At 65.3% G+C, this 18,531-nt stretch carries 16 protein-coding genes; 6 read left to right on the forward strand and 10 right to left on the reverse strand.

Annotated elements, in window-relative coordinates; all coding sequences use genetic code 11:
- Window positions 1-36: 36 nt before the first annotated feature.
- The 3 genes from ACWKV7_RS20145 (at window position 37) to ACWKV7_RS23780 (ending at window position 5,556) form a co-directional block, all read left to right on the forward strand.
- Window positions 37-810: a substrate-binding periplasmic protein gene (locus ACWKV7_RS20145; RefSeq protein ID WP_483859486.1), complete on the forward strand. Its 774-nt coding sequence runs from the start codon at window positions 37-39 to the stop codon at window positions 808-810.
- Between the two features lie 115 nt (window positions 811-925).
- Entirely contained in the window at window positions 926-3,247 is a 2,322-nt protein-coding gene (locus ACWKV7_RS23775; RefSeq protein WP_487249228.1) for a methyl-accepting chemotaxis protein, read from the forward strand.
- Window positions 3,248-3,624: 377 nt separating this feature from the next.
- Window positions 3,625-5,556, forward strand: coding sequence for a methyl-accepting chemotaxis protein (locus ACWKV7_RS23780; protein ID WP_487249229.1), 1,932 nt, complete (start codon window positions 3,625-3,627; stop codon window positions 5,554-5,556).
- Between the two features lie 57 nt (window positions 5,557-5,613).
- On the opposite strand, the gene ACWKV7_RS20170 is transcribed toward ACWKV7_RS23780, so the two are convergent.
- From ACWKV7_RS20170 to ACWKV7_RS20215, 10 genes are all read right to left on the reverse strand, one after another.
- On the reverse strand, window positions 5,614-6,741 hold the full coding sequence (locus tag ACWKV7_RS20170) for a GGDEF domain-containing protein (RefSeq protein WP_483859487.1): 1,128 nt from the start codon (window positions 6,739-6,741) through the stop codon (window positions 5,614-5,616).
- A 124-nt stretch (window positions 6,742-6,865) separates the two neighbouring features.
- On the reverse strand, window positions 6,866-7,717 hold the full coding sequence (locus ACWKV7_RS20175) for a universal stress protein (RefSeq protein WP_483859488.1): 852 nt from the start codon (window positions 7,715-7,717) through the stop codon (window positions 6,866-6,868).
- Between the two features lie 100 nt (window positions 7,718-7,817).
- Entirely contained in the window at window positions 7,818-8,132 is a 315-nt protein-coding gene (locus ACWKV7_RS20180; RefSeq protein WP_483859489.1) for a hypothetical protein, read from the reverse strand.
- A gap of 5 nt (window positions 8,133-8,137) precedes the next feature.
- Complete coding sequence (gene rtcA, locus ACWKV7_RS20185; RefSeq protein WP_483859490.1) at window positions 8,138-9,175, reverse strand: RNA 3'-terminal phosphate cyclase; 1,038 nt, start codon at window positions 9,173-9,175, stop codon at window positions 8,138-8,140.
- 173 nt (window positions 9,176-9,348) lie between these two features.
- A complete protein-coding gene (locus tag ACWKV7_RS20190; RefSeq protein WP_483859491.1) occupies window positions 9,349-10,191 on the reverse strand; it encodes a hypothetical protein in 843 nt (280 codons plus the stop codon).
- Window positions 10,188-11,006, reverse strand: coding sequence for a nucleotidyltransferase domain-containing protein (locus tag ACWKV7_RS20195; RefSeq protein ID WP_483859492.1), 819 nt, complete (start codon window positions 11,004-11,006; stop codon window positions 10,188-10,190). Before ACWKV7_RS20195 ends, ACWKV7_RS20190 begins: the two co-directional genes overlap by 4 nt.
- A gap of 14 nt (window positions 11,007-11,020) precedes the next feature.
- Entirely contained in the window at window positions 11,021-11,611 is a 591-nt protein-coding gene (locus tag ACWKV7_RS20200; RefSeq protein ID WP_483859493.1) for a hypothetical protein, read from the reverse strand.
- 2 nt (window positions 11,612-11,613) lie between these two features.
- Window positions 11,614-12,840 (reverse strand): RtcB family protein, encoded by a 1,227-nt coding sequence (locus ACWKV7_RS20205; RefSeq protein ID WP_483859494.1) that lies wholly within the window; start codon window positions 12,838-12,840, stop codon window positions 11,614-11,616.
- 14 nt (window positions 12,841-12,854) lie between these two features.
- Window positions 12,855-13,247 (reverse strand): zinc-ribbon domain-containing protein, encoded by a 393-nt coding sequence (locus ACWKV7_RS20210; RefSeq protein WP_483859495.1) that lies wholly within the window; start codon window positions 13,245-13,247, stop codon window positions 12,855-12,857.
- A gap of 808 nt (window positions 13,248-14,055) precedes the next feature.
- Window positions 14,056-15,606, reverse strand: a complete 1,551-nt coding sequence (locus ACWKV7_RS20215) for a TROVE domain-containing protein (protein WP_483859496.1) — start codon at window positions 15,604-15,606, stop codon at window positions 14,056-14,058.
- Between the two features lie 238 nt (window positions 15,607-15,844).
- Here ACWKV7_RS20215 and ACWKV7_RS20220 point away from each other — a divergent pair, with 238 nt between their 5' ends.
- From ACWKV7_RS20220 to ACWKV7_RS20230, 3 genes are all read left to right on the forward strand, one after another.
- On the forward strand, window positions 15,845-16,450 hold the full coding sequence (locus ACWKV7_RS20220; protein WP_483859497.1) for a YiiX family permuted papain-like enzyme: 606 nt from the start codon (window positions 15,845-15,847) through the stop codon (window positions 16,448-16,450).
- Window positions 16,447-18,060, forward strand: a complete 1,614-nt coding sequence (gene rtcR, locus ACWKV7_RS20225; protein ID WP_483859498.1) for an RNA repair transcriptional activator RtcR — start codon at window positions 16,447-16,449, stop codon at window positions 18,058-18,060. The genes ACWKV7_RS20220 and rtcR overlap by 4 nt, the downstream gene beginning before the upstream one ends.
- Before the next feature lie 75 nt (window positions 18,061-18,135).
- Complete coding sequence (locus tag ACWKV7_RS20230) at window positions 18,136-18,468, forward strand: TraR/DksA family transcriptional regulator (protein WP_483859499.1); 333 nt, start codon at window positions 18,136-18,138, stop codon at window positions 18,466-18,468.
- Window positions 18,469-18,531 lie beyond the last annotated feature (63 nt).

The raw sequence follows: 18,531 nt of genomic DNA on the forward strand, positions 1-18,531 counted from the left end.
TGCAGGAACCGCAGAACGACTCGAACGGTGGTAATCATGGCTGCCTGGCTGGCTTTGTTGCTGAGCATATCCTGGCTTGTCGCGGGCCAGTCGCACGCCGTGGAGCTGGAGCTGTACACCGAGGAAAACCCACCGATCAACTTCAGCCGCGACGGCCATCCGGATGGCATGGCGACCGAGGTCGTCGAGGAGCTGCTGCGGCGCACCGGCGACAGCGGCAAAATCCAGGTAGTGCCCTGGGCCCGCGGCTACAAACTGGCCCGCAGCCGCGTCAACGTCGCGCTGTTCGTGGCAGTGCGCACCCAGGAACGGGAGGCGCTGTTCAAATGGGTCGGGCCCATCAGCCGCAGCTCCACCAGTTTCTACAGCCGGCGCGGTGCCGGCCTGCAGATTGCCAGCCTCGATGATGCGCGCGCGGTGGCGGCCATCGCCGTACCGCGCGAGTGGTACTCCCACCAGGTGCTGCGTGGTCTCGGTTTTACCAATCTGGAACTGGTGCCCAAGCCCCACGAGATGGCGCGGATGACGCTCTACGGACGGGTGCCGCTGATGGTCTACGAGGACCAACTGCTGCCCAGCCTGCTGGCCGAGATCGGCGCCACGATGGACGAGGTGGAACGGGTACACACCTTCATGAGCAGCGGCAGCTACATCGTTTTTTCCCAGGGCACCGCCGACCGCGTGGTACAGCGTTGGCAGCAGGCGCTGGACGACATGAAGGTCGATGGCAGCTTCGCCCGCATCCACCGTCGCTGGCTGCCGGAAGAGCCGGTACCCGGGCGGGTCGACGAGCAGAACCTGTCGCCGTGAGCGGTCGACCGGGGCGCGCAGTCGTTGCGTCTATACTCAACCTGTCGTAACGGGCATCTCGGGAAGGACTCCTGCCGTTTGAGCGCCGCTTCAGCCGCGGTGCGAGGAGAGTTCCATGAGCATCAAGCGCAAGCTAGCTGCGGTGGCCATCCTGCTGGCCATCATCCCCAGCCTGTTGACCGGCGCACTGACCGGCTGGCAATCCTACCGCTCCGGGCACCTCGCCATCGAGCAACTCGCGCGCAACCAGTTGACGGTGATCCGCGACACCAAGAAGCAGCAGATCGAGGCCTACTTCGCCACCATTCGCAACCAGGTGCGCACCCTCGCCGACAGCACCATGACCCAGGACGCCATGCAGGGCTTCGCCCAGGCGTTCCGCGACTACCGCGGCCTGGGGGACGACCTGACGCAACAGAAGCAAGCCCTGGCCGGCTACTACGAGCGCGAATTCGGCCGCGTCTATGCCGAGCGCAACCCGGGGCAGGGCAACCCCATGCCCGGCTACCTGCAGACGTTGCCGGCCGATACCCTGGCCTTGCAGTACACATTCATCGCCGCCAACCCCAACCCGCTGGGGGAAAAGGATGCGCTCATCGATCCCGCCGACGACAGTCGCTACGGCGAACTGCACCAGCGCTACCACCCGCGCTTTCGCAACTACCTCAAGCGCTTCGGTTACTACGACATCTTTCTGGTCGAGGCGCAGAGTGGCGACATCGTCTACAGCGTGTTCAAGGAACTGGATTTCGCCACCTCGCTGAAGACCGGCCCGTACGCCCAGAGCAAGCTCGGCGAGGTCTTCCGGGCGGCCCTGGAAGGCGCTGACCCGGAGCGGGTTCCGCTGAGCGACTTCGCGCCCTACACGCCGTCCTACGAGGACCCGGCGGCTTTCGTCGCCTACCCGGTGCACAGCGACGGCCAGGTGCTCGGCGTACTGATCTTCCAGATGCCGATCGATCGCATCAACGCGGTGATGACCCATGACGGACACTGGAGCGAATCCGGCCTCGGTGCCAGCGGCGAGACCTACCTGGTCGGCGAGGACAAGCGTATGCGCAGCCAGAGCCGCTTCCTGCTGGAGGATCAGGCCGGCTACCTGCAAGCGCTGCGCGCGGCCGGCGTGGCGGCGGACCTGCTGACGCGGATCGAAGCCAAGGGCACCGCCATCGGCCTGCAACCGGTGGACAGTGCCGGCAGCCGCGCGGCGCTGGATGGCCAGAGCGGCTTCCTGATCTTCCCCGACTACCGCAACGTGCCGGTGCTGTCGGCCTTCACACCGCTGGACATTCCCGGCCTGCGCTGGGCACTGCTCAGCGAGATCGACGAGGCCGAGGCCTTCGCCGCCAGTGGCGAGCTGGCCCGTGAATCGCTGCGCAACGGCCTGCTGATCGGCCTGCTGATCTTGGTGGCCGGCAGCCTGGTGGGCTATCTGGTGGGCAATTGGATCACCCGGCCGATCGTCGCGCTGGCCGGCACTATCGGCCAGATCGAACAGCACGCCGACCTGACGCGTCGCCTGCCCGCCGAGAGCCAGGACGAACTGGGCGACGCGGCGCGGGCGATGAACCAGATGCTCGACAAGTTCCGCGCCATGATCGGCAAGATGATCGAGGCGGCGCAGACGCAGAACGCCACCACCGACGAGCTGGCCGCGCTGACCGTGCAGACCCAGCAGGGCGCGCTGCGCCAGGAGCAGGAAAGCGACCAGGTGGCCACCGCCGCCACCGAAATGGCCGCCACCATCGAGGAGGTGGCGCGCAGCGCCCAGGGTGCGGCGCAGGCCGCCCAGGAAGCCGACCAGGCGACCGCCGCCGGGCAGCGCATCGTTACCGCCGACATCCAGGCCACCGTCGAGCTGGCGGCAGAGATCGAGCAGGCGGTGGCGGTGATCCGGCGGGTCGACGAGGACTCCCTGCGCATCGGTGGCGTATTGGAGGTGATCGGCTCGATTGCCGAGCAGACCAACCTGCTGGCACTGAACGCGGCCATCGAGGCGGCCCGCGCTGGCGAGCAGGGCCGCGGCTTCGCCGTAGTGGCCGACGAGGTGCGTACCCTGGCGCAGCGCACCCAGCAATCCACCGCCGAAATCCAGGCGATGATCGAGCAGTTGCAGAAGGGCGCCAAGCAGGCGGTCGGCGTGATGAACCACAGCCATGAGCGCGCCCAGGAAAACGTCGCCACCGCCGGCGAAGCCGGCGAGGCGCTGGAACGCATCGCCGCCGCCGTGCACATCATCACCCAGATGAACGAGCAGATCGCCACCGCCGCCGAGCAGCAACATGTGGTGGCGGAAAGCATCAGCGGCAACATTCACAACGTCAGCGACGTGGCCAAGCAGAACGCTGCGGCGGCGACCCGCATGACCGAGACCAGCCTGCGGCTGGAACAGCTGGCCAAGGAGCTGCACGCGCAGGCAGCGCTATTCAAAGCATAAGTTGTTCGCAGAGGGCGGCTCCGCTTGGAGCCGCCCTGGCGCCAGCCTGCTGGCGAACCGTTGCCCATGTAGCACGCCTCGCGAGCGAGCACGCCCCCTGCGGGAAGGCCATGCGTGTGGGGGCGAATTCATTCGCCCCTAGCCAATAGCCGGATAGGCGCCAGTGCATCCGGGGCCGCCCGCTCCGATCTCAGTCGATCCGGCAGCTACCGTGATTGCGAACAGACCACTGGTCTGCCACTGGCTATGCTTTTGAACGGGCGCTCAAGGCCGGCGAAAAACTGACGATAAGGTCAACACCGATAGAGCTCTTGTTTTTTGTGCACAATACTGTATCCAATTGCTTCGCTCCCATGACAATAAATAGGTGACCCCGCATGCGCCTCTGGCAACGCAGCATTCAGTGGCAATTGATCCTCAGCATGGGCGCCGCCCTGCTGGCCAGCATTCTCATCGTGGTCGGCATCTACTCGGCGGTGGTCAATCGCCTGGCTGAGCGCTATCTGGTGGAAGAGGCGCTACCGGCCAGCATCCTGGCCATTCGCAACGACCTCGAACGGGTGCTTGCCGAGCCGCTCACCGCCGCCCGTGGCATCGCCGGCAATACCCTGGTGACCGACTGGCTGGTCAACGGCGAGGATGCCGCCCAGCGCGATGCCTTCGCCCGTTACCTGGCGGGTGTGCAGGCCCAGCAGAACGCCCTGGTGACCTTTGTCGTCGCCCTCGACAGCGGTAACTACTTCACCGGCAAGGGACTCAATCGCACCCTCAGCCGCGGGCCTGCGGACAACGCCTGGTTCTACGGCTTCGTCGACAGCGGCAAGGAACGCTCGCTGGATATCGACATCGACCAGAGCACCCGCCAGCCAACGCTGTTCATCAACCAGCGCGTGGCCGCCGGCGGCAAGACCCTCGGCGTGGCTGGCCTGGGCTTCAGCCTCACCGCGATGTCCGACATGATTCGCGACTTCCGTTTCGGCGAGGCAGGCCGGGTCTATCTGGTCAGTGCCGACGGGCGGGTCAAGGTGCACCCGCAATCCGAGTTCAATGACAACCGCGACCTGGCCCAACTAGTCGGCGCCGACGCCGCCGCCAAGCTGCTCGGCAAGTCTGGCGGTGCGGTGCACTTCGAGCGTGACGGCGCGGCCTACCTGGCCATCGCCCAGCCCTTGCAGGCTCTCGACTGGTTGCTGGTGAGCGAGGTGCCGGAGGCGGAAATCTACGCCGAGGCGCGCCAGGCACTGTGGATGACCAGCCTGATCGGCATCGGTGTGGCGCTGTTGTTCCTCGGCCTGGTGGTGCTGCTGGCTCGCGGCCTGGTGCGACCGATCCGCCAGGTCACCGCGGCGCTGGTGGAAATCGGTGGTGGCGGCGGCGACCTGACCCGGCGCCTGGATGAGTCCCGGGGCGACGAGCTGGGCGACCTGGCCCGAGGCTTCAATCGCTTCCTGGAAAGCCTGCGGTCGCTGATCGGCGACGTGCTGGCTACCAGCGAGCGGTTGCGCACCGCGGTCGGCGAAGTCGCCCAGGTGGTGGAGAACACTGCCGGTCGCGCGGGCCAGCAACAGGAAATGACCGACATGGTTGCCACCGCCGTGCACGAGATGGGGCTGACGGTGCAGGAAATCGCCCGCAACGCCGGCAGCGCCGCCGAGGTGTCGCAGAATGCCCGTGACGAGGCGGTGCAGGCGCGCCAGGTGGTCGGCCAGTCGATCGCCCATATCGAGAAGATGTCCGGTGAGATCGGCGGCGCTGCCGAGGCAGTCGGCGAACTGGCCGAGCAGGTGGCGTCCATCGACCAGGTGCTGGCGGTGATCCGTGGCATATCCGAGCAGACCAACCTGCTCGCCCTCAATGCCGCCATCGAAGCGGCACGGGCTGGCGAGATGGGCCGCGGCTTCGCCGTGGTGGCTGACGAAGTGCGCACCCTGGCCAGCCGCACCCAGGCGTCCACCGACGAAATCCAGCAGATGATCCAGCGCCTCAAGCAGGGCGCGGAAACCGCGGTCAGCTCGATGCACGCCGGTCAGGCCGCCACCGGCACCGGGGTCGAGGCCAGCCAGCGCACCGGGCGGTCCCTCGGCGCCATCACCGAACAGGTGGAGAAGATCAGCGACATGAACCACCAAGTGGCTACCGCTACCGAGGAGCAGAGTTCGGTCACCGAGGAAATCAACCGCAATGTGCAGGGCATCGCCGACCTGGCCCATGCCACCGCCGATGAAGTGCGCAGTTGCCGCGAGGACTGCCAGACCCTCAGCCGCATGGCCGATGACCTGGCCAAGCAGATGGGCAAGTTCCGCCTGTAAGGCTAGCGCTGGCGAAGAGTCCTCCCCTCGGGAGGGCTTTTCGCTTGTGGGGGTGGTTCAGGCTTCCTGCGCGGCCACCAGGCGATCACGGCCCTCGGCCTTGGCCCGATAGAGCGCATCGTCCACCCGCTTGAAGAACTCCTCGGCGCTGTGGTCCCGCCTGCCGTCGAAGCAGCCCACGCCGATGCTGGTGGTCAGCGGCAACTGCATGCCCAGCAGCTCCACGCCCTGTTCGGCCAGGTCGCGGCGAAAGCGCTCGGCCAGCTGCCGTGCCTGCTCCAGCGGGGTATCCGGCATCAGCACGCCGAACTCCTCGCCGCCGAGTCGCAGCAACGCATCGCCGTCGCGGCGGAAGGTCTGCCGCATGCGCTCGGCGAAGGCTTGCAGGCAGGCGTCGCCAATGGCGTGGCCATGGCAGTCGTTGATTTTCTTGAAGAAGTCGAGATCCATCAGTACCAGCGACAGCGGGCTGTCGCGCCGCTGGGCGTTGGCCACCATCACGCTGAACAGTTGGTTGAACTGATAGCGGTTGCCCAGCAGGGTCAAGCTGTCGGTGCGGCTGAGCAGCTCGAACCGTTCGCGCTGCTCCAGCAACTGCTGCTCCATCAGCAGGTTGCCGCGATACTCGCGGTGGCTGCGACTGAGGGCGAGCGCCAGGTAGCCGATGTACACGGCGAGGGTGACGAAGATTGCATACTGTCCACGCCATTGCATCGCCAGCATCGTCATGCCCGGCAGATAGAACAGCAGGATGGAAAACAGGGTGCGTCCACGGCGCATCGGGAAGTTGTAGATGAGAGCGGTGCTGAAGGCCACGGTGCTGATGATGGCGATCATGCGCGAGTCGGCATCGCCGCTGTGCAACGCCCAGCCAGCCCCTAGCCCCCAGCCCAGCGCGGTCAGCATGACCAGCAGCCAGTGCCGGTCGATCCAGCGTTGCAGCGCTTGCGGCGTTTCCGGGTCCGGCAGTACGTGCAGCAGGCGCAGGGCCAGCAGCGCGGCGAACAGCGCGCTGCCGCACAGGCCCAGCGCCAGGTGCTCGCTCGGCCGTTCGTTGAACAGCCAGACGAACAGCCAGCCGATCAGGTAGAAGACCCCGCCCAGGCGTGTGCGCGTGCGCATGTCCTGGGCCTCGCGCCAGATTACGAAGGCGTGTGATTGCAGGGGCAGTTCGGAAACGGTCATGTGCTGGCGTCACATAAGGCGGCCAAGCCTAAGCATAGCTGCTGGGACGTCAGCTTTATGGCGTTCTGCCATTGCGGTTGCCTGGTGGCGATAAACGGTGGCGGTTTCGAGAGAAAGTCCTGGGTCAGCGCAGCAGCAACAGGGGCGTGCGCGTCGTGCAAAGCATGCTGGTGGTGGTGCTGCCCACCAGGAACTGGCGAATGCGCGAGTGCCCGTAGGCCCCCATCACCAGCAGGTCGATGTCGTGCTCGGCCTGGTAGTCGTGCAGCACCGGTTCGACCTCGCCGGAGCGTATCGCGCAGTGCGTTTCGATGCCCTTGTTCTCCAGCACCCGTCGCGCACCCTCGAGTTGCTCCCACGCGTCGCTGGTATCGGCGCCCACCATCAGCAGATGGACCGGCATGTCGCTGAACAGCGAGCTGGCGGCGATCATCTCGACACCCTTGCGGGTGGTGGCGCTGCCGTCGAAGGCAAGCATCAGGCTTTCCGGTGCGATGAAGCTGCCGGGCGTGACCAGGATCGGCCGGTGCAGGGTGCGGATCACCTTCTCCAGGTGGCTGCCGATCAACTGACTGACACGATCGCTGTCTTCCCCCTGGCGGCCGATCACCAGCAGGCGGATTTCGCCCTCCAGCTCGCTCAGGCAGTCGGCCAGGTCGCCATGGCGCTGGCGCAACTGCGGATTGGCGATGCCGTAGTCGGCGGCCCGTTCCTTGGCGGCTTCGAGCATCAGCCGGCCCTCTTCCTGCGCCAGCCGGCCGCGCTGTTCGTCCAGTGCCGCCAGCTGGGCGAGCAGGTGCTCGCGGCTGCCGAGGCCGATGTTGCCGCTCAGATCGCCCTTGGCCGGATACTGGTTGCGATCCAGCACGTGCAACAGACACAGCGGTGCGGCGAGGCGTTGGCTTGCCCAGGCCGCGTAATCGCATACCGCCGCGGCGGATTGGGAACCATCGATGCAGGCCGTTACATGGGTCATGGTCGTTCTCGCTCTCGCCTGGCCCCGCCATCAAGCGGGACGGATCAAGGGTCACCTTAGCAAGGGCCCCAATGAAATCAAAGGCGGCACGGAGGCGCAGTCAGCGCAGCTTGCCCTTTACATCCGCCAGGCTGCGTTCGAGGTCCCGGACCGAGCGCTGAGTTTCCTGCAGTGCTCGTTCCAGCGCCTTTATCGTCTCGGCCTGGGAGCGGACCTGTTCGACCAGGCGCTCGATATCCCGCGTCCCCACGGACGACACGCGGATCAGGTCGTCATCGTAAGGGCTCTTGACCAGCAGGCGGCCTTCGCCTTCGCGTGTTTCGATGCGAACCTCGGCCACGGCGGGTGCTATCGGCAGGCAGGCGAGTACCAGGAGGCCGACGAATCCGGTGCGAGTCAGCGTACGGAGAGTCATGGATGCTAGTCCTTGTGCGTGGTTCTGGGGCGACAGGTCACTCGCAGGCTGTTGGCGAGCGGTTCGCAATGGTACGTCACCGGCAGGAAGCGTTCGATCACCTGGATATTGCTGCGCAAATGATCGCTCAGCCGGTGGGTCGTGAACGCGCCGCCGCCGGCCAGGGCCATCGGCAGCAGCAACTGGTCGGCCAGATGTTCGCCCACCGCTGCCTCGCTCTGCAGCCAGGCGCGGGCTTCCTCGATGGCAATATCCGCGACCCGCTCGGCACGCAGGTTGGCTTGGCCGAAGGCACTGAACAGCTCGGTCACCTGCTCGCAGACGACCTCCAGCAGCAACGCGTTGCCCGGCCCGAACCCGCGGTCCAGCCCGCGAAAATGCAGGCAGTCCCGTGGCCACTTCAGCCGCTTGGCGACCCGTTCCAGTTCGCGCTCGGCCACATGGCCCGGAATGTCGCTGATCAGTGCGAAGGCATGCTGCTCTCGCTGCTCGCCGCGCTGCTCCAGGAGCAGCGGGCGCAGCGCAGCCGGGCTCACCGTGCACTCCAGTTCGCCGCCGCCTGCCGGCGCGAAGCCATGGCGCAGCAGGCGGAAGTCCACCTCTGCGCCCATACGCCGCAACAACGGCAGCCAGCTGCGCTCGATGAAGTCCGCCGGCGGCGCGGCCGGGTTGTGGGTGCCGCCGCTGATCGACACCCGGCTCGCCGCCGGTGCGCGCAGCAGCGCGGGCAACACGGTCTGCAACACCAGGGTGCAACTGCCAGCGCTGCCGATGGCGAAGCGGTAGTCGCCGCCGCGGATCGCGCCCGGCCGGAAGCTCAACGTCTGCGAGCCCAGCTCGGCGCCGGCCAACTCGGCCCCGCACACCTCGGCGGCGGCCCGCACCGCAGTCAGGTGCTGGCGCAACAAGCCGGGCCGGCTGCGCTGGGCGCGAATATTGACGATGCGAAACGGGCGTCCGCTGATCATCGACAGGCTCAGCGCGCTACGCAGGACCTGGCCGCCGCCGATGGCGCCGTCCAGGTCCAGTACATTCTTGTTCATGCGTTTCCTTTCATTGTTCTTGCTTGGGTGGCGCGTGCAGTAGTCGCCTCTTCGATCTTTGCGGGGTTGTCGTAGGGGCGAATTCATTCGCCCAGGCGGAGCTTGGTCAGGCGAATAAATTCGCCCCTACAGCGCAGCCGGACCGCAACCGGGGGCGAGCACGCAGGTATTGGTCAAGGCGGCCATTCTCTGGCCCAGGCCGGTGGCGCCAGCTCTGCGGGGCGGGACTGGGAAAAGTCCGCGAGTTCCTGCCAGTCGAGTGCTTGGGCATTCGAATCGCTGCATACCAGCAGCCGGCCGTTCTTTCCCTGAATCAGCCTGCCTCCCTGATCGAAGTCGACAAAGTCCGCGGTTCCGAGGGTGTGCTCGCCATGAATGTTGGTCACCGTGAACGCGTTGCGGAACATGGCGCTCTTGTCTTCCAGGGTTTGCCAGGTCACGGCGATGCCATTCGAGGTTTGCTTCCTCAGCCGCGTCTCTGTCCGCCAGTAATACTCTTTGAGCTCATCTGCTCGACGGTCGAGTAGTTCCCAGCCGCTACGGAGGAGGATTTGCAGCGAGCATGAATCGCGCCCACTGCTTTTCGCTGTAACACCTGGCGTGCCCTCATGTAGCAGTTTGGGAAACGCGATATTCAGCAGCACATCGCGTCGGGCGCTGAATATCCCGCCCCCGCAGTAGCCGGGATGGGGCCAAAGATTGAGGGCGGTGAAATTGGGCGGACGGCTGATCGCCGTCCAGGATCCGCCACAACCGTCGTTCCACTGCCAGCGATACTCCTTGCGCGCGAGATACAGGAAGAGTTCGCCGTCTTCCGACAGGTCGCTCTCATCTTCATAGATTCGTCCTCGGAACCACTGGCCTGCAGCAAAGCTGTTGGTTTTCAGGTCCCACCTGATCATTTGCACCCAGTTGGTTGGCCCCCGTCGCAGTATCACCGCGACGGGGGCATGCCGTGCGAACTTCACTGCCAGCCGGCATTTCGCTGGCGTCTGTGCCGGGCCTTTCGTCTTCATTGATCCTTTCCATTCCCGCACTCGGCATATGCCGAAACGGCCTCCCGCATGAACGCCTCCAGCGCCGGCTCATCTCCCTGCCCACGCGGCAACGGCGTCGGCGGCTCGGCGCGGGCGAGCTGCTCTTCTATGAACGCGTGCAGCAGCGGCCAGCGCGGCCCGTATTCGGCCTCCCCGGTCTGGCGCTTGAGCGCCAGCAATTCCTCTATCGCGGCCAGCAGCAACGGGTCGTCCAGGGTCGTCAGCAGGTCCTCGAACGGCATCGGCGGCCGGCCGCGACCCTGGTCGATCCAGCGCACCGCCAGCAATGGGCGCAGCACGTAGAGGTACTTCTTGTAGCGCACCTCGTCGCCTTGCAGGTAGCCGCGGAAGTTCTTCTTCGCCATCGAGAAATAGTGGTGGCGCGCCGCGCGGGGCGAATAGAAGCCTTCGGCCAGCTCACGCAGCCGGCTGGTGGCCTGCGGTTCGCAGCGATACACCAGTGGCGAGTCCAGCCATTCCAGCAGTGCCGGGTTGGAGTTGCGCAGCAGGCGCAGGGCCTTGCGCAGCTCCCAGCCGCTCACGTCCAGCTCGTCGTCCAGTGGCCGCTCGATTACGTCGCGCGGCTCGCGTACTTGCAGGTAATAGTCCGGGCGCTCGACATAGACGAAGCGCACGTCGTAGTCGCTGTCCGGCGAGGCGAAGCCCCAGGCGCGGCTGCCCGACTCGCAGGCGTAGAGCACGGTCACGTTGCGCTCGCGCTCGACTCGCGCCAGTTCTTCCAGCACCCGCTCGCGCATCTCGGGCGAGAGGGGGTGGCGGTCTTGCATATCCATTTCTCAATCCTTGTTCAATCTGTGGTGCTGGCGATCAATGCGCCCATGGTTCGGCGTCGTGGATTCCAGATTGTCAGGCACCATACGCCCCACCATTCCAATCCATAGTCGAAGTAGTTGCTCCAGGGCTCGTCGCCATTCTCGTAGTCCATGGTGAGGTTCGAGACCCAGTCGATGACATCCGGCTGATCGGCCTCCACCAGTCCGAGTAGGTTGACCCATTCCTGGAATACGGCCTGAGCCTCCTGCTCGCCGCCCTTGAACCTTGTGCCATACGGCGGCCGGAGAAACGCTTTATAGAACGATGAATCGTCTGAGAGCAGATCCGCGGCACATGCCTCATGGGCGATGGCCTTGTCTTGCGCCCAGTCGATCTCCGGCTCCGGCCGATCCGCATACTGTGGGTTCTGGATCAGTTGGCGATGCCAGTCCAGGGCTTCCACCATCAAGCGCTGATGCAGTCCTCGCAGCGCCTGACGATGCACGGCTTCGTCGACCACAACGCCGGGCTCGACTTGCATAACGACGAACTGAAATACGCAGCCTGCGTCATCCATCCGGTCGCGCAGCGAATCGCTGCGCGTCTGCTCGATTTCCTTCAGCATTTCTATCCCTTCACACACACAACTTGTCGCAGGGTATGCACCACTTCCACCAGCTCGCGCTGGGCTTCCATCACTTGGTCGATGTCCTTGTAGGCCATCGGGATTTCGTCGATCACGTTGGCGTCTTTTCGGCACTCGACGTGGGCGGTGGCGCGGATCTGGTCTTCCACGGTGAACTGCTTCTTCGCCTTGGTCCGGCTCATGGTGCGGCCGGCGCCGTGGCTGCAGGAGCAGAACGCCTCCTCGTTACCCAGGCCGCGCACGATGAAGCTCTTGGCGCCCATGGAGCCGGGGATGATGCCGAGCTGGCCCTTCTGCGCGGAGACCGCGCCCTTGCGGGTCACCAGGACTTCCTGGCCGAAGTGCTGCTCCTTTTGCACATAGTTGTGGTGGCAGTTCACCGCCTCCAGGTTGGCTTCGAACGGCTTGGCGATGACCTTGCGCGCCGCTTCGATCACTGCGTGCATCATCAGCGCGCGGTTCTGCTTGGCGAAGTCCTGGGCCCAGCCCACCGCTTCCACGTAGTCGTCGAAGTGCTGGCTGCCTTCTTCGAAGTAGGCCAGGTCACGGTCCGGCAGGTTGGCGATGTGCTGGCGCATATCGGCCTGGGCCAGTTCGATGAAGTGGCTGCCGATGGCGTTACCCACACCGCGCGACCCGCTGTGCAGCATGAACCAGACGCGGTTGGCCTCGTCCAGGCAGACTTCGATGAAGTGGTTACCGGTTCCCAGGGTTCCTAGGTGTTTTCGGTTGTTGGTCTTCTCCAGGCGCGGGTACTTGTCGGTGATCGCCTTGAAGCGGCCGGCCAGGGCCTTCCAGGCCTGGTCGGCGGCATTCGGCACGTCCTCCCAGGCACCTTGGTCGCGTGCGCCGCGTCCGGAGGTTCGTCCGTGCGGTACGGCACGCTCGATGGCGCTGCGCAGGCCGTGCAGGTTATCCGGCAGGTCGGAGGCCGTCAGCGAAGTGCGTGCGGCGATCATTCCGCAGCCGATATCCACACCCACAGCGGCTGGGATGATGGCGCCGACGGTGGGGATCACGCTGCCGATGGTCGAGCCCTTACCCAGGTGCACGTCCGGCATCACGGCCAGATGCTTGAAGATGAACGGCATCTTCGCGGTGTTCATCAGTTGCTGCTTGGCGTCTTCCTCCACCGGCACACCCTGGGTCCAGAGCTTGATCGGCTTACCGTTGGCGACTTCCAGCAGTTGGTAGTTGTGTTCTTTCATCTCGTTGTCCTTTACTACGCCGATTCGGCGGCCTGGCCAGCTCGCTGGCCGTTCATCGATTGTTTCGCGCTGCGCCGGGCCTGACGGCAGGGGCGGCAGCGGATGGCGGTGCTGTACACGTAGCCCTTGGCGATCTCGTACCACCACTGTTGCTGGGCGGCGGTCCAGACCTGGTCCGCTCCGCAGTCCTGGCAGCGGAAGCGCTGGTCCTCGTACCAACCGCGCTTGACGAACTCCGGCGCGCCGTAGCTGTTGTAAGGCGCCAGGTTGGCGAGGTTCACCACGATCGGGGCGGTGGGCTGGAACCACACCGGCATCGCCTGCACCTGGGCAACTTTCTCGGCACGCTCTGCGCGCTGGCGGCGCCGTGTGAGGATTTCCTGGCGCCGCATTTTTCCGCTTTTCATTCCGTACTCCATTGCGATTCAGCAATCGCTTCAAACCGGCGACGATAGTGGCGGAACAGTGCTGCGCTCTATCCGCTTCAGCTTCAGCTCCGGGGAGCTGGCGGGAGTCGAACCCGCAACCTCAGCATCCTGTAGTTCCACCGGCATTCGCCGGGGCAATCTCGCTCATCGGTCGCCCGATGAAGTTGGCAGCGACAAAAGAACAGGCATCGATAGTTATCTGCTCTACCACTGAGCTACCCGTTGCCGGGGCGGGACTCGAACCCGCGACCAGATGTAATACCTGCGGCATTCGCTGCCGCCCGCCGGAGCGGGAAAAAAGATGCGACGACAAGGGGTGGTGAAACGCGTGCTCTAACCATTGAGCTACGGCTCCACAGTGACGGAGCCGACGGGATTCGAACCCGCAACCACGATCTTAGAAGGATGTAGTTCCACCAGTATTCGTCGCAAAACCCTGGGTTCTGTACGAAAAGTGCCTGCGCTCGGTGATGCTGCGTTAAAAACAGGCTCAGAATGCTCATTTACAGCCGTAAACTCCGCTTCTTCGCCTGTTTTTGCCTTGCCTGACCTTCGCTCGGCGACTTTTCGTACAGAACCCTGTGGCACGACAAGAGAAGTGACTGATCCGCGTTGCCGCGGGCCGGAATCGAACCGGCTCAGACCGTATGTACAGCCACTGGCATTCGTGCCTTCGTGCGCTGCCGACAAGAGTTACCGAGACGTCTTTGGATGTAGTCCCGGCGGCATTCGGCAGCACGCGAATTTTCAAATCTGGCGCTCCGTCCCTCCCGGACGGAGCGCATGGTTATAGTTCCATGGCCTCGATCGCCTCGACCCAGCGCCGGGCGCCGTACTGGCCGCTGGCGAACTGGGCGATGACGTCGAACACCGCATCGCCGAAACCGCCGACGTTGAGGATGTCCTCGCGCTCCTGCGCCTGGGTGGTGCCGTAGGGCTGCAGGTCGATGCAGACCAGCTTGGCCTGGGGGTTGGATCGCTTGATCCGCTCCCACTGCAGCATGGTCTCGGTCGCCCCGCGGCGCCGCGCGTCGATCCAGGATTCGTTATCGGAAACCAGGATCAACGTATCCACCTTGGCCCGCTCGTCCGCCAGCTTGGCCAGCGGTGCCGAGCAACTGGTGCCACCGCCGCCGATGGAGGCCAGCTCCTGTGCGTTGCTCATCACGCTATCGCGTGGGTTCAGACGCACATCCACCACCTTGTTCTCGAACGGCAGCACCCGTGCTCGCGGCTGCTTGCGCAGTACCGCCGCCGCTACCAGGCCCGCCACGTCGATGCAGCGCACCGCCGTGGTCGCCCCTTGCCGATAGCCGGTGACCGGGCTGTGCATCGAGCCGGACACGTCCGGGCAGACCACCACACTACCTGCCAGCTCCGGCACGTTGTGCAGCGACAGCTCCAGGGCATCCTGCAGCGCCTCGCGAACCTCCACCGGCACGTCCTCGCCGGCCATCTTGTAGGCGACCAGCAACTGGTACGGGTACACCCGCGCCTTGGCCACAGCGGCCGGATCGGCCAAGCGCTTGGCGACCATCCGCGCCCGACCCTGGAGCTTGAACACGCCGTTGCGCGCCAAGGTGTTCAGGTTCATGCGCAGTGCTTGCCAGCTCATGCGTTCCGCCAGTTGCGCCCATTGCCGGTCGCTCAGGCTCTCGTTGCCGAGCAATTGGAAGTGCACGTCCGGCAGCTCGCTGCTCGCACCGCTGCGGAATGCCAGCAGGTCGCGGGTCAGCGGTGGCAGGGCCTCGGCGTCCACCGGCTTGCCGATCAGCCAGGCGAAGAAGGCTTCGCGCCAGGCTTCGCTCGGCTTGGGGTGAACCATCTTCACCACATCGGCCAGCGACGGCTGGTTGCCCACGGCCGCTTGTAGCAGTTGCCGCTCGCTGGCGGCGTTCAGCCAGTTCTGCACCAGGCGCTTGGGCTGCGAACCCAGCGACTTACGACCGGTCACGCCGCTGCGCAGGATCTGCACGAAGTTGCGCAGCATCTTGCCGTTATCCACCACCTGCTCGAACAGCGCCGGCAGCAGCGAGGAGCGCTGTGCGGCCAGGGCCACCGTGAGCAGAGCCGGCATGTCCTTCATATGGCCTTTCTGCCGGGCATAGAGCGCTGCCTTGGCCACGTAGGCGGCGTCCAGCTGGGCCACCAGCTCCAGCACCTCGGCCAGCTGGCTTTCGGCGTTGGCGTAAAAGGTCTGGTTCAGGCAACCGGTCATCACCAACTGCGCCAGCTTGTGCTTGGGCGAGTAGGCGTAGGCCGGAGCGTTGTGCTGGTTCAGCGCATCGCTGGCCGGCAGCTTTGCCGCTTGGCTGTTGAACAGGGTGGTGTTGGCCATCTTGGCATCTCGCTCTGTTGGTCCGTGTATGCCATGGATAGAGCATGAGCTGTGCCAGCTTTTTAAATTCTGTTTTGTATTTTTCTAACTAACTGTTTTTAAAGGATTAAATTTTTTATTGGGAAATTCTCCACAAGGCTCTTCAAGATATGTTTGGCAGTTTTCATATTCAAATGGATACGTGTTTATCTTTTCAGATAGCATGCTGGCGTTTGGATGTCTCTCAAGGATCGACCCGATGTCATTTCGTACGCTGTCGCTCGCGCTCTACCTGCTGAGTGCTACTGCCTTCGCCGCGCCGCAGGTGCAGGAAGGCGACCTGATTTTCCACACCTCCCGCTCCGCCCAGAGCCAGGCGGTGCAGCAGGTCACCCGCTCGCCTTACAGCCACATGGGCGTGGTGCTGTATCGCAATGGCCAGCCGCAGGTATTCGAGGCCAGCGCCACGGTGCGCTTCACGCCGCTGGCGCAGTGGATCGCCAGGGGGGAGGGCGGGCACTACGTGGTCAAGCGCCTGCGCGAAGCGCCGCGGCTGCTCGACGCCGCGGCGCTGCGCCGGCTGCATGCCGAGGCCGAACCGCTGCTCGGTCGGCGCTATGACCTGACCTTCGAGTGGTCGGACCAGCGCCTGTATTGCTCCGAGCTGGTCTGGAAGCTCTACCAGCGTGCCCTCGGCATCGAGATCGGCGGCTTGCAGCAGATCCGCGACTTCGACCTGAGCGCCCCGGCGGTGCGGGCCAAGCTGCGCGAACGCTACGGCGACGAGGTGCCACTGGAGGAGACGGTGATCTCGCCGGTGGCGATGTTCGACTCGCCGCTGCTGGAAACGGTGGTCAAGCAATGAGCGGTGGGCGCAAGACCGTCGCTATCGGCTTTATCGGCACCACTCTCGACCATGTGGGCAAGGGCGCCAATCGCTGGAGCAAATGGCGGCCGAGCGTCGGCCTGTGTCAGCAGCCGGACCTGCTGATCGACCGCCTGGAGCTGATCCATGGCGCCGACGCCCGCGACCTGCGGCTGGCCGAGCGCCTGCGTGAGGACATCGCGCAGATTTCGCCAGAAACTGAAGTGCGCCTGCATGAAATGACGCTGCGCAACCCTTGGGATTTCGAGGAAGTCTACGGTGCGCTGCACGACTTCGCCGCCGGCTATGCCTTCGATACCGAGCGCGAGGACTACCTGGTGCACATCACCACCGGTACCCACGTCGCGCAGATATGCTGGTTCCTGCTCACCGAGGCGCGCTACCTGCCGGCGCGCCTGGTGCAGACCTCGCCGGCCCGGCGCACGGACCTCGAACGACAGGCCTGTGGCACCCATGCGCTGATCGACCTCGACCTGTCGCGCTACGACCGCATCGCCTCGCGCTTCCTGCGCGAGCAACAGCAGACCCTGGCGTTCCTCAAGTCCGGCATCGCTACACGCAATGAGGCGTTCAACCGCTCCATCGAGCAGATCGAGCGGGTCGCGGTGCGCTCCAAGGCGCCGATGCTGCTGGTCGGTCCCACCGGTGCCGGCAAGTCGTTCCTGGCGCGGCGCATCTACGAGCTGAAGCGGGCTCGGCACCAGGTGCAAGGGCGTTTCGTCGAGGTCAATTGCGCGACCTTGCGTGGCGACGGCGCCATGTCCGCGCTGTTCGGCCACATCAAGGGCGCCTTCACCGGTGCGCAGAATGCCCGCGAGGGCCTGTTGCGGGCGGCCGACGGCGGCATGCTATTCCTCGACGAGATCGGCGAACTGGGCCTGGACGAGCAGGCCATGCTGCTCAAGGCCATCGAGGAGAAACGCTTCTTCCCACTGGGCGGCGACCGCGAGGTGGAGAGCGACTTCCTGCTGATCGCCGGTACCCACCGCGACCTTCGCGGCCGCGTCGCCGAGGGGTTGTTCCGCGAGGACCTGTTCGCCCGCATCAACCTCTGGACTTTCGAGCTGCCGGGGCTGGCCGGGCGCCGCGAAGACATCGAGCCGAACATCGACTTCGAGCTGGAGCGCCACGCCCGCGAGCTGGGCCGCCAGGTGCGCTTCAACGTCGAGGCGCGGCGCCGCTACCTGGCCTTCGCCAGCTCGGCGGAGGCGGCCTGGAGCGGCAACTTCCGCGAGCTGTCCGCCTCCATCACGCGCATGGCCACCCTGGCCGACAGCGGCCGCATCGACGAGGCCCTGGTGGAGGAGGAGATCGGCCGTCTGCGCCGTGCCTGGCAGGGGAGCGAGCGGGGCGACGCCGAGTTGCTGGCGCTGCTCGGCGAGCAGGCGCTGAGCGAACTGGACCTGTTCGACCGCCTGCAACTGCGCGCGGTGCTGGAGGTCTGCCGGCAGGCGCCGAGCCTGTCCGAGGCCGGCCGGCAGCTGTTTGCCGTGTCGCGCCAGAGCAAGAGCAAGGCCAACGACGCCGACCGCCTGCGCAAGTACCTGGCGCGCTTCGGTCTGGACTGGAAGGCGCTGGGCGAAGCATAAGGCGCGTTGATGTGCGTCAGTACCTTCGACCGCGCGCGGCGCACACTGCGGGAGTCCATTGCTGGGAGTTCAGTCATGCCTGCTTTCGATCCCCGTGCCGCTCTCGATGCCCTGGCCGCCGACTATGCCGCCAGGGCCAGCGCCATCAGCCAGGACCTGGCGCGCAGCCACTCCCCCGATTTCGCCGAGCAGGCCGCGCAGCGGCAGAACGACGAGGTTCTCGAGGCCTTGCTGGCAGAGGCGCAGGCCGGGCTGCGGCTGGTCGGCCTGGCCAGGCTGCGGCTGGCCGCCGGCAGCTACGGGGCTTGCGCGCTCTGCGGCGAGCCGATCAGCGACGATCGCCTGCGGGTACTGCCGATGGCCGAGCATTGCCTGTCTTGTGCACGGCAGCAGAGCGGTGCCGCCTGATTGTGCGGCTTTGCACGGGCGCAGCGTTTGTCGCCTTGCCAGTGATCGTCGTGCGGCGCCAGA

The organism is Zestomonas ipomoeae (assembly GCF_057128665.1).

Coding starts and splice junctions, on each gene's coding strand:
- ACWKV7_RS20145 (WP_483859486.1), top strand. CDS start 37: ATGGCTGCCTGGCTGGCTTTGTTGCTGAGCATATCCTGGCTTGTCGCG.
- ACWKV7_RS23775 (WP_487249228.1), top strand. CDS start 926: ATGAGCATCAAGCGCAAGCTAGCTGCGGTGGCCATCCTGCTGGCCATC.
- ACWKV7_RS23780 (WP_487249229.1), top strand. CDS start 3,625: ATGCGCCTCTGGCAACGCAGCATTCAGTGGCAATTGATCCTCAGCATG.
- ACWKV7_RS20170 (WP_483859487.1), bottom strand. CDS start 6,741: ATGACCGTTTCCGAACTGCCCCTGCAATCACACGCCTTCGTAATCTGG.
- ACWKV7_RS20175 (WP_483859488.1), bottom strand. CDS start 7,717: ATGACCCATGTAACGGCCTGCATCGATGGTTCCCAATCCGCCGCGGCG.
- ACWKV7_RS20180 (WP_483859489.1), bottom strand. CDS start 8,132: ATGACTCTCCGTACGCTGACTCGCACCGGATTCGTCGGCCTCCTGGTA.
- rtcA (WP_483859490.1), bottom strand. CDS start 9,175: ATGAACAAGAATGTACTGGACCTGGACGGCGCCATCGGCGGCGGCCAG.
- ACWKV7_RS20190 (WP_483859491.1), bottom strand. CDS start 10,191: ATGAAGACGAAAGGCCCGGCACAGACGCCAGCGAAATGCCGGCTGGCA.
- ACWKV7_RS20195 (WP_483859492.1), bottom strand. CDS start 11,006: ATGGATATGCAAGACCGCCACCCCCTCTCGCCCGAGATGCGCGAGCGG.
- ACWKV7_RS20200 (WP_483859493.1), bottom strand. CDS start 11,611: ATGCTGAAGGAAATCGAGCAGACGCGCAGCGATTCGCTGCGCGACCGG.
- ACWKV7_RS20205 (WP_483859494.1), bottom strand. CDS start 12,840: ATGAAAGAACACAACTACCAACTGCTGGAAGTCGCCAACGGTAAGCCG.
- ACWKV7_RS20210 (WP_483859495.1), bottom strand. CDS start 13,247: ATGAAAAGCGGAAAAATGCGGCGCCAGGAAATCCTCACACGGCGCCGC.
- ACWKV7_RS20215 (WP_483859496.1), bottom strand. CDS start 15,606: ATGGCCAACACCACCCTGTTCAACAGCCAAGCGGCAAAGCTGCCGGCC.
- ACWKV7_RS20220 (WP_483859497.1), top strand. CDS start 15,845: ATGTCATTTCGTACGCTGTCGCTCGCGCTCTACCTGCTGAGTGCTACT.
- rtcR (WP_483859498.1), top strand. CDS start 16,447: ATGAGCGGTGGGCGCAAGACCGTCGCTATCGGCTTTATCGGCACCACT.
- ACWKV7_RS20230 (WP_483859499.1), top strand. CDS start 18,136: ATGCCTGCTTTCGATCCCCGTGCCGCTCTCGATGCCCTGGCCGCCGAC.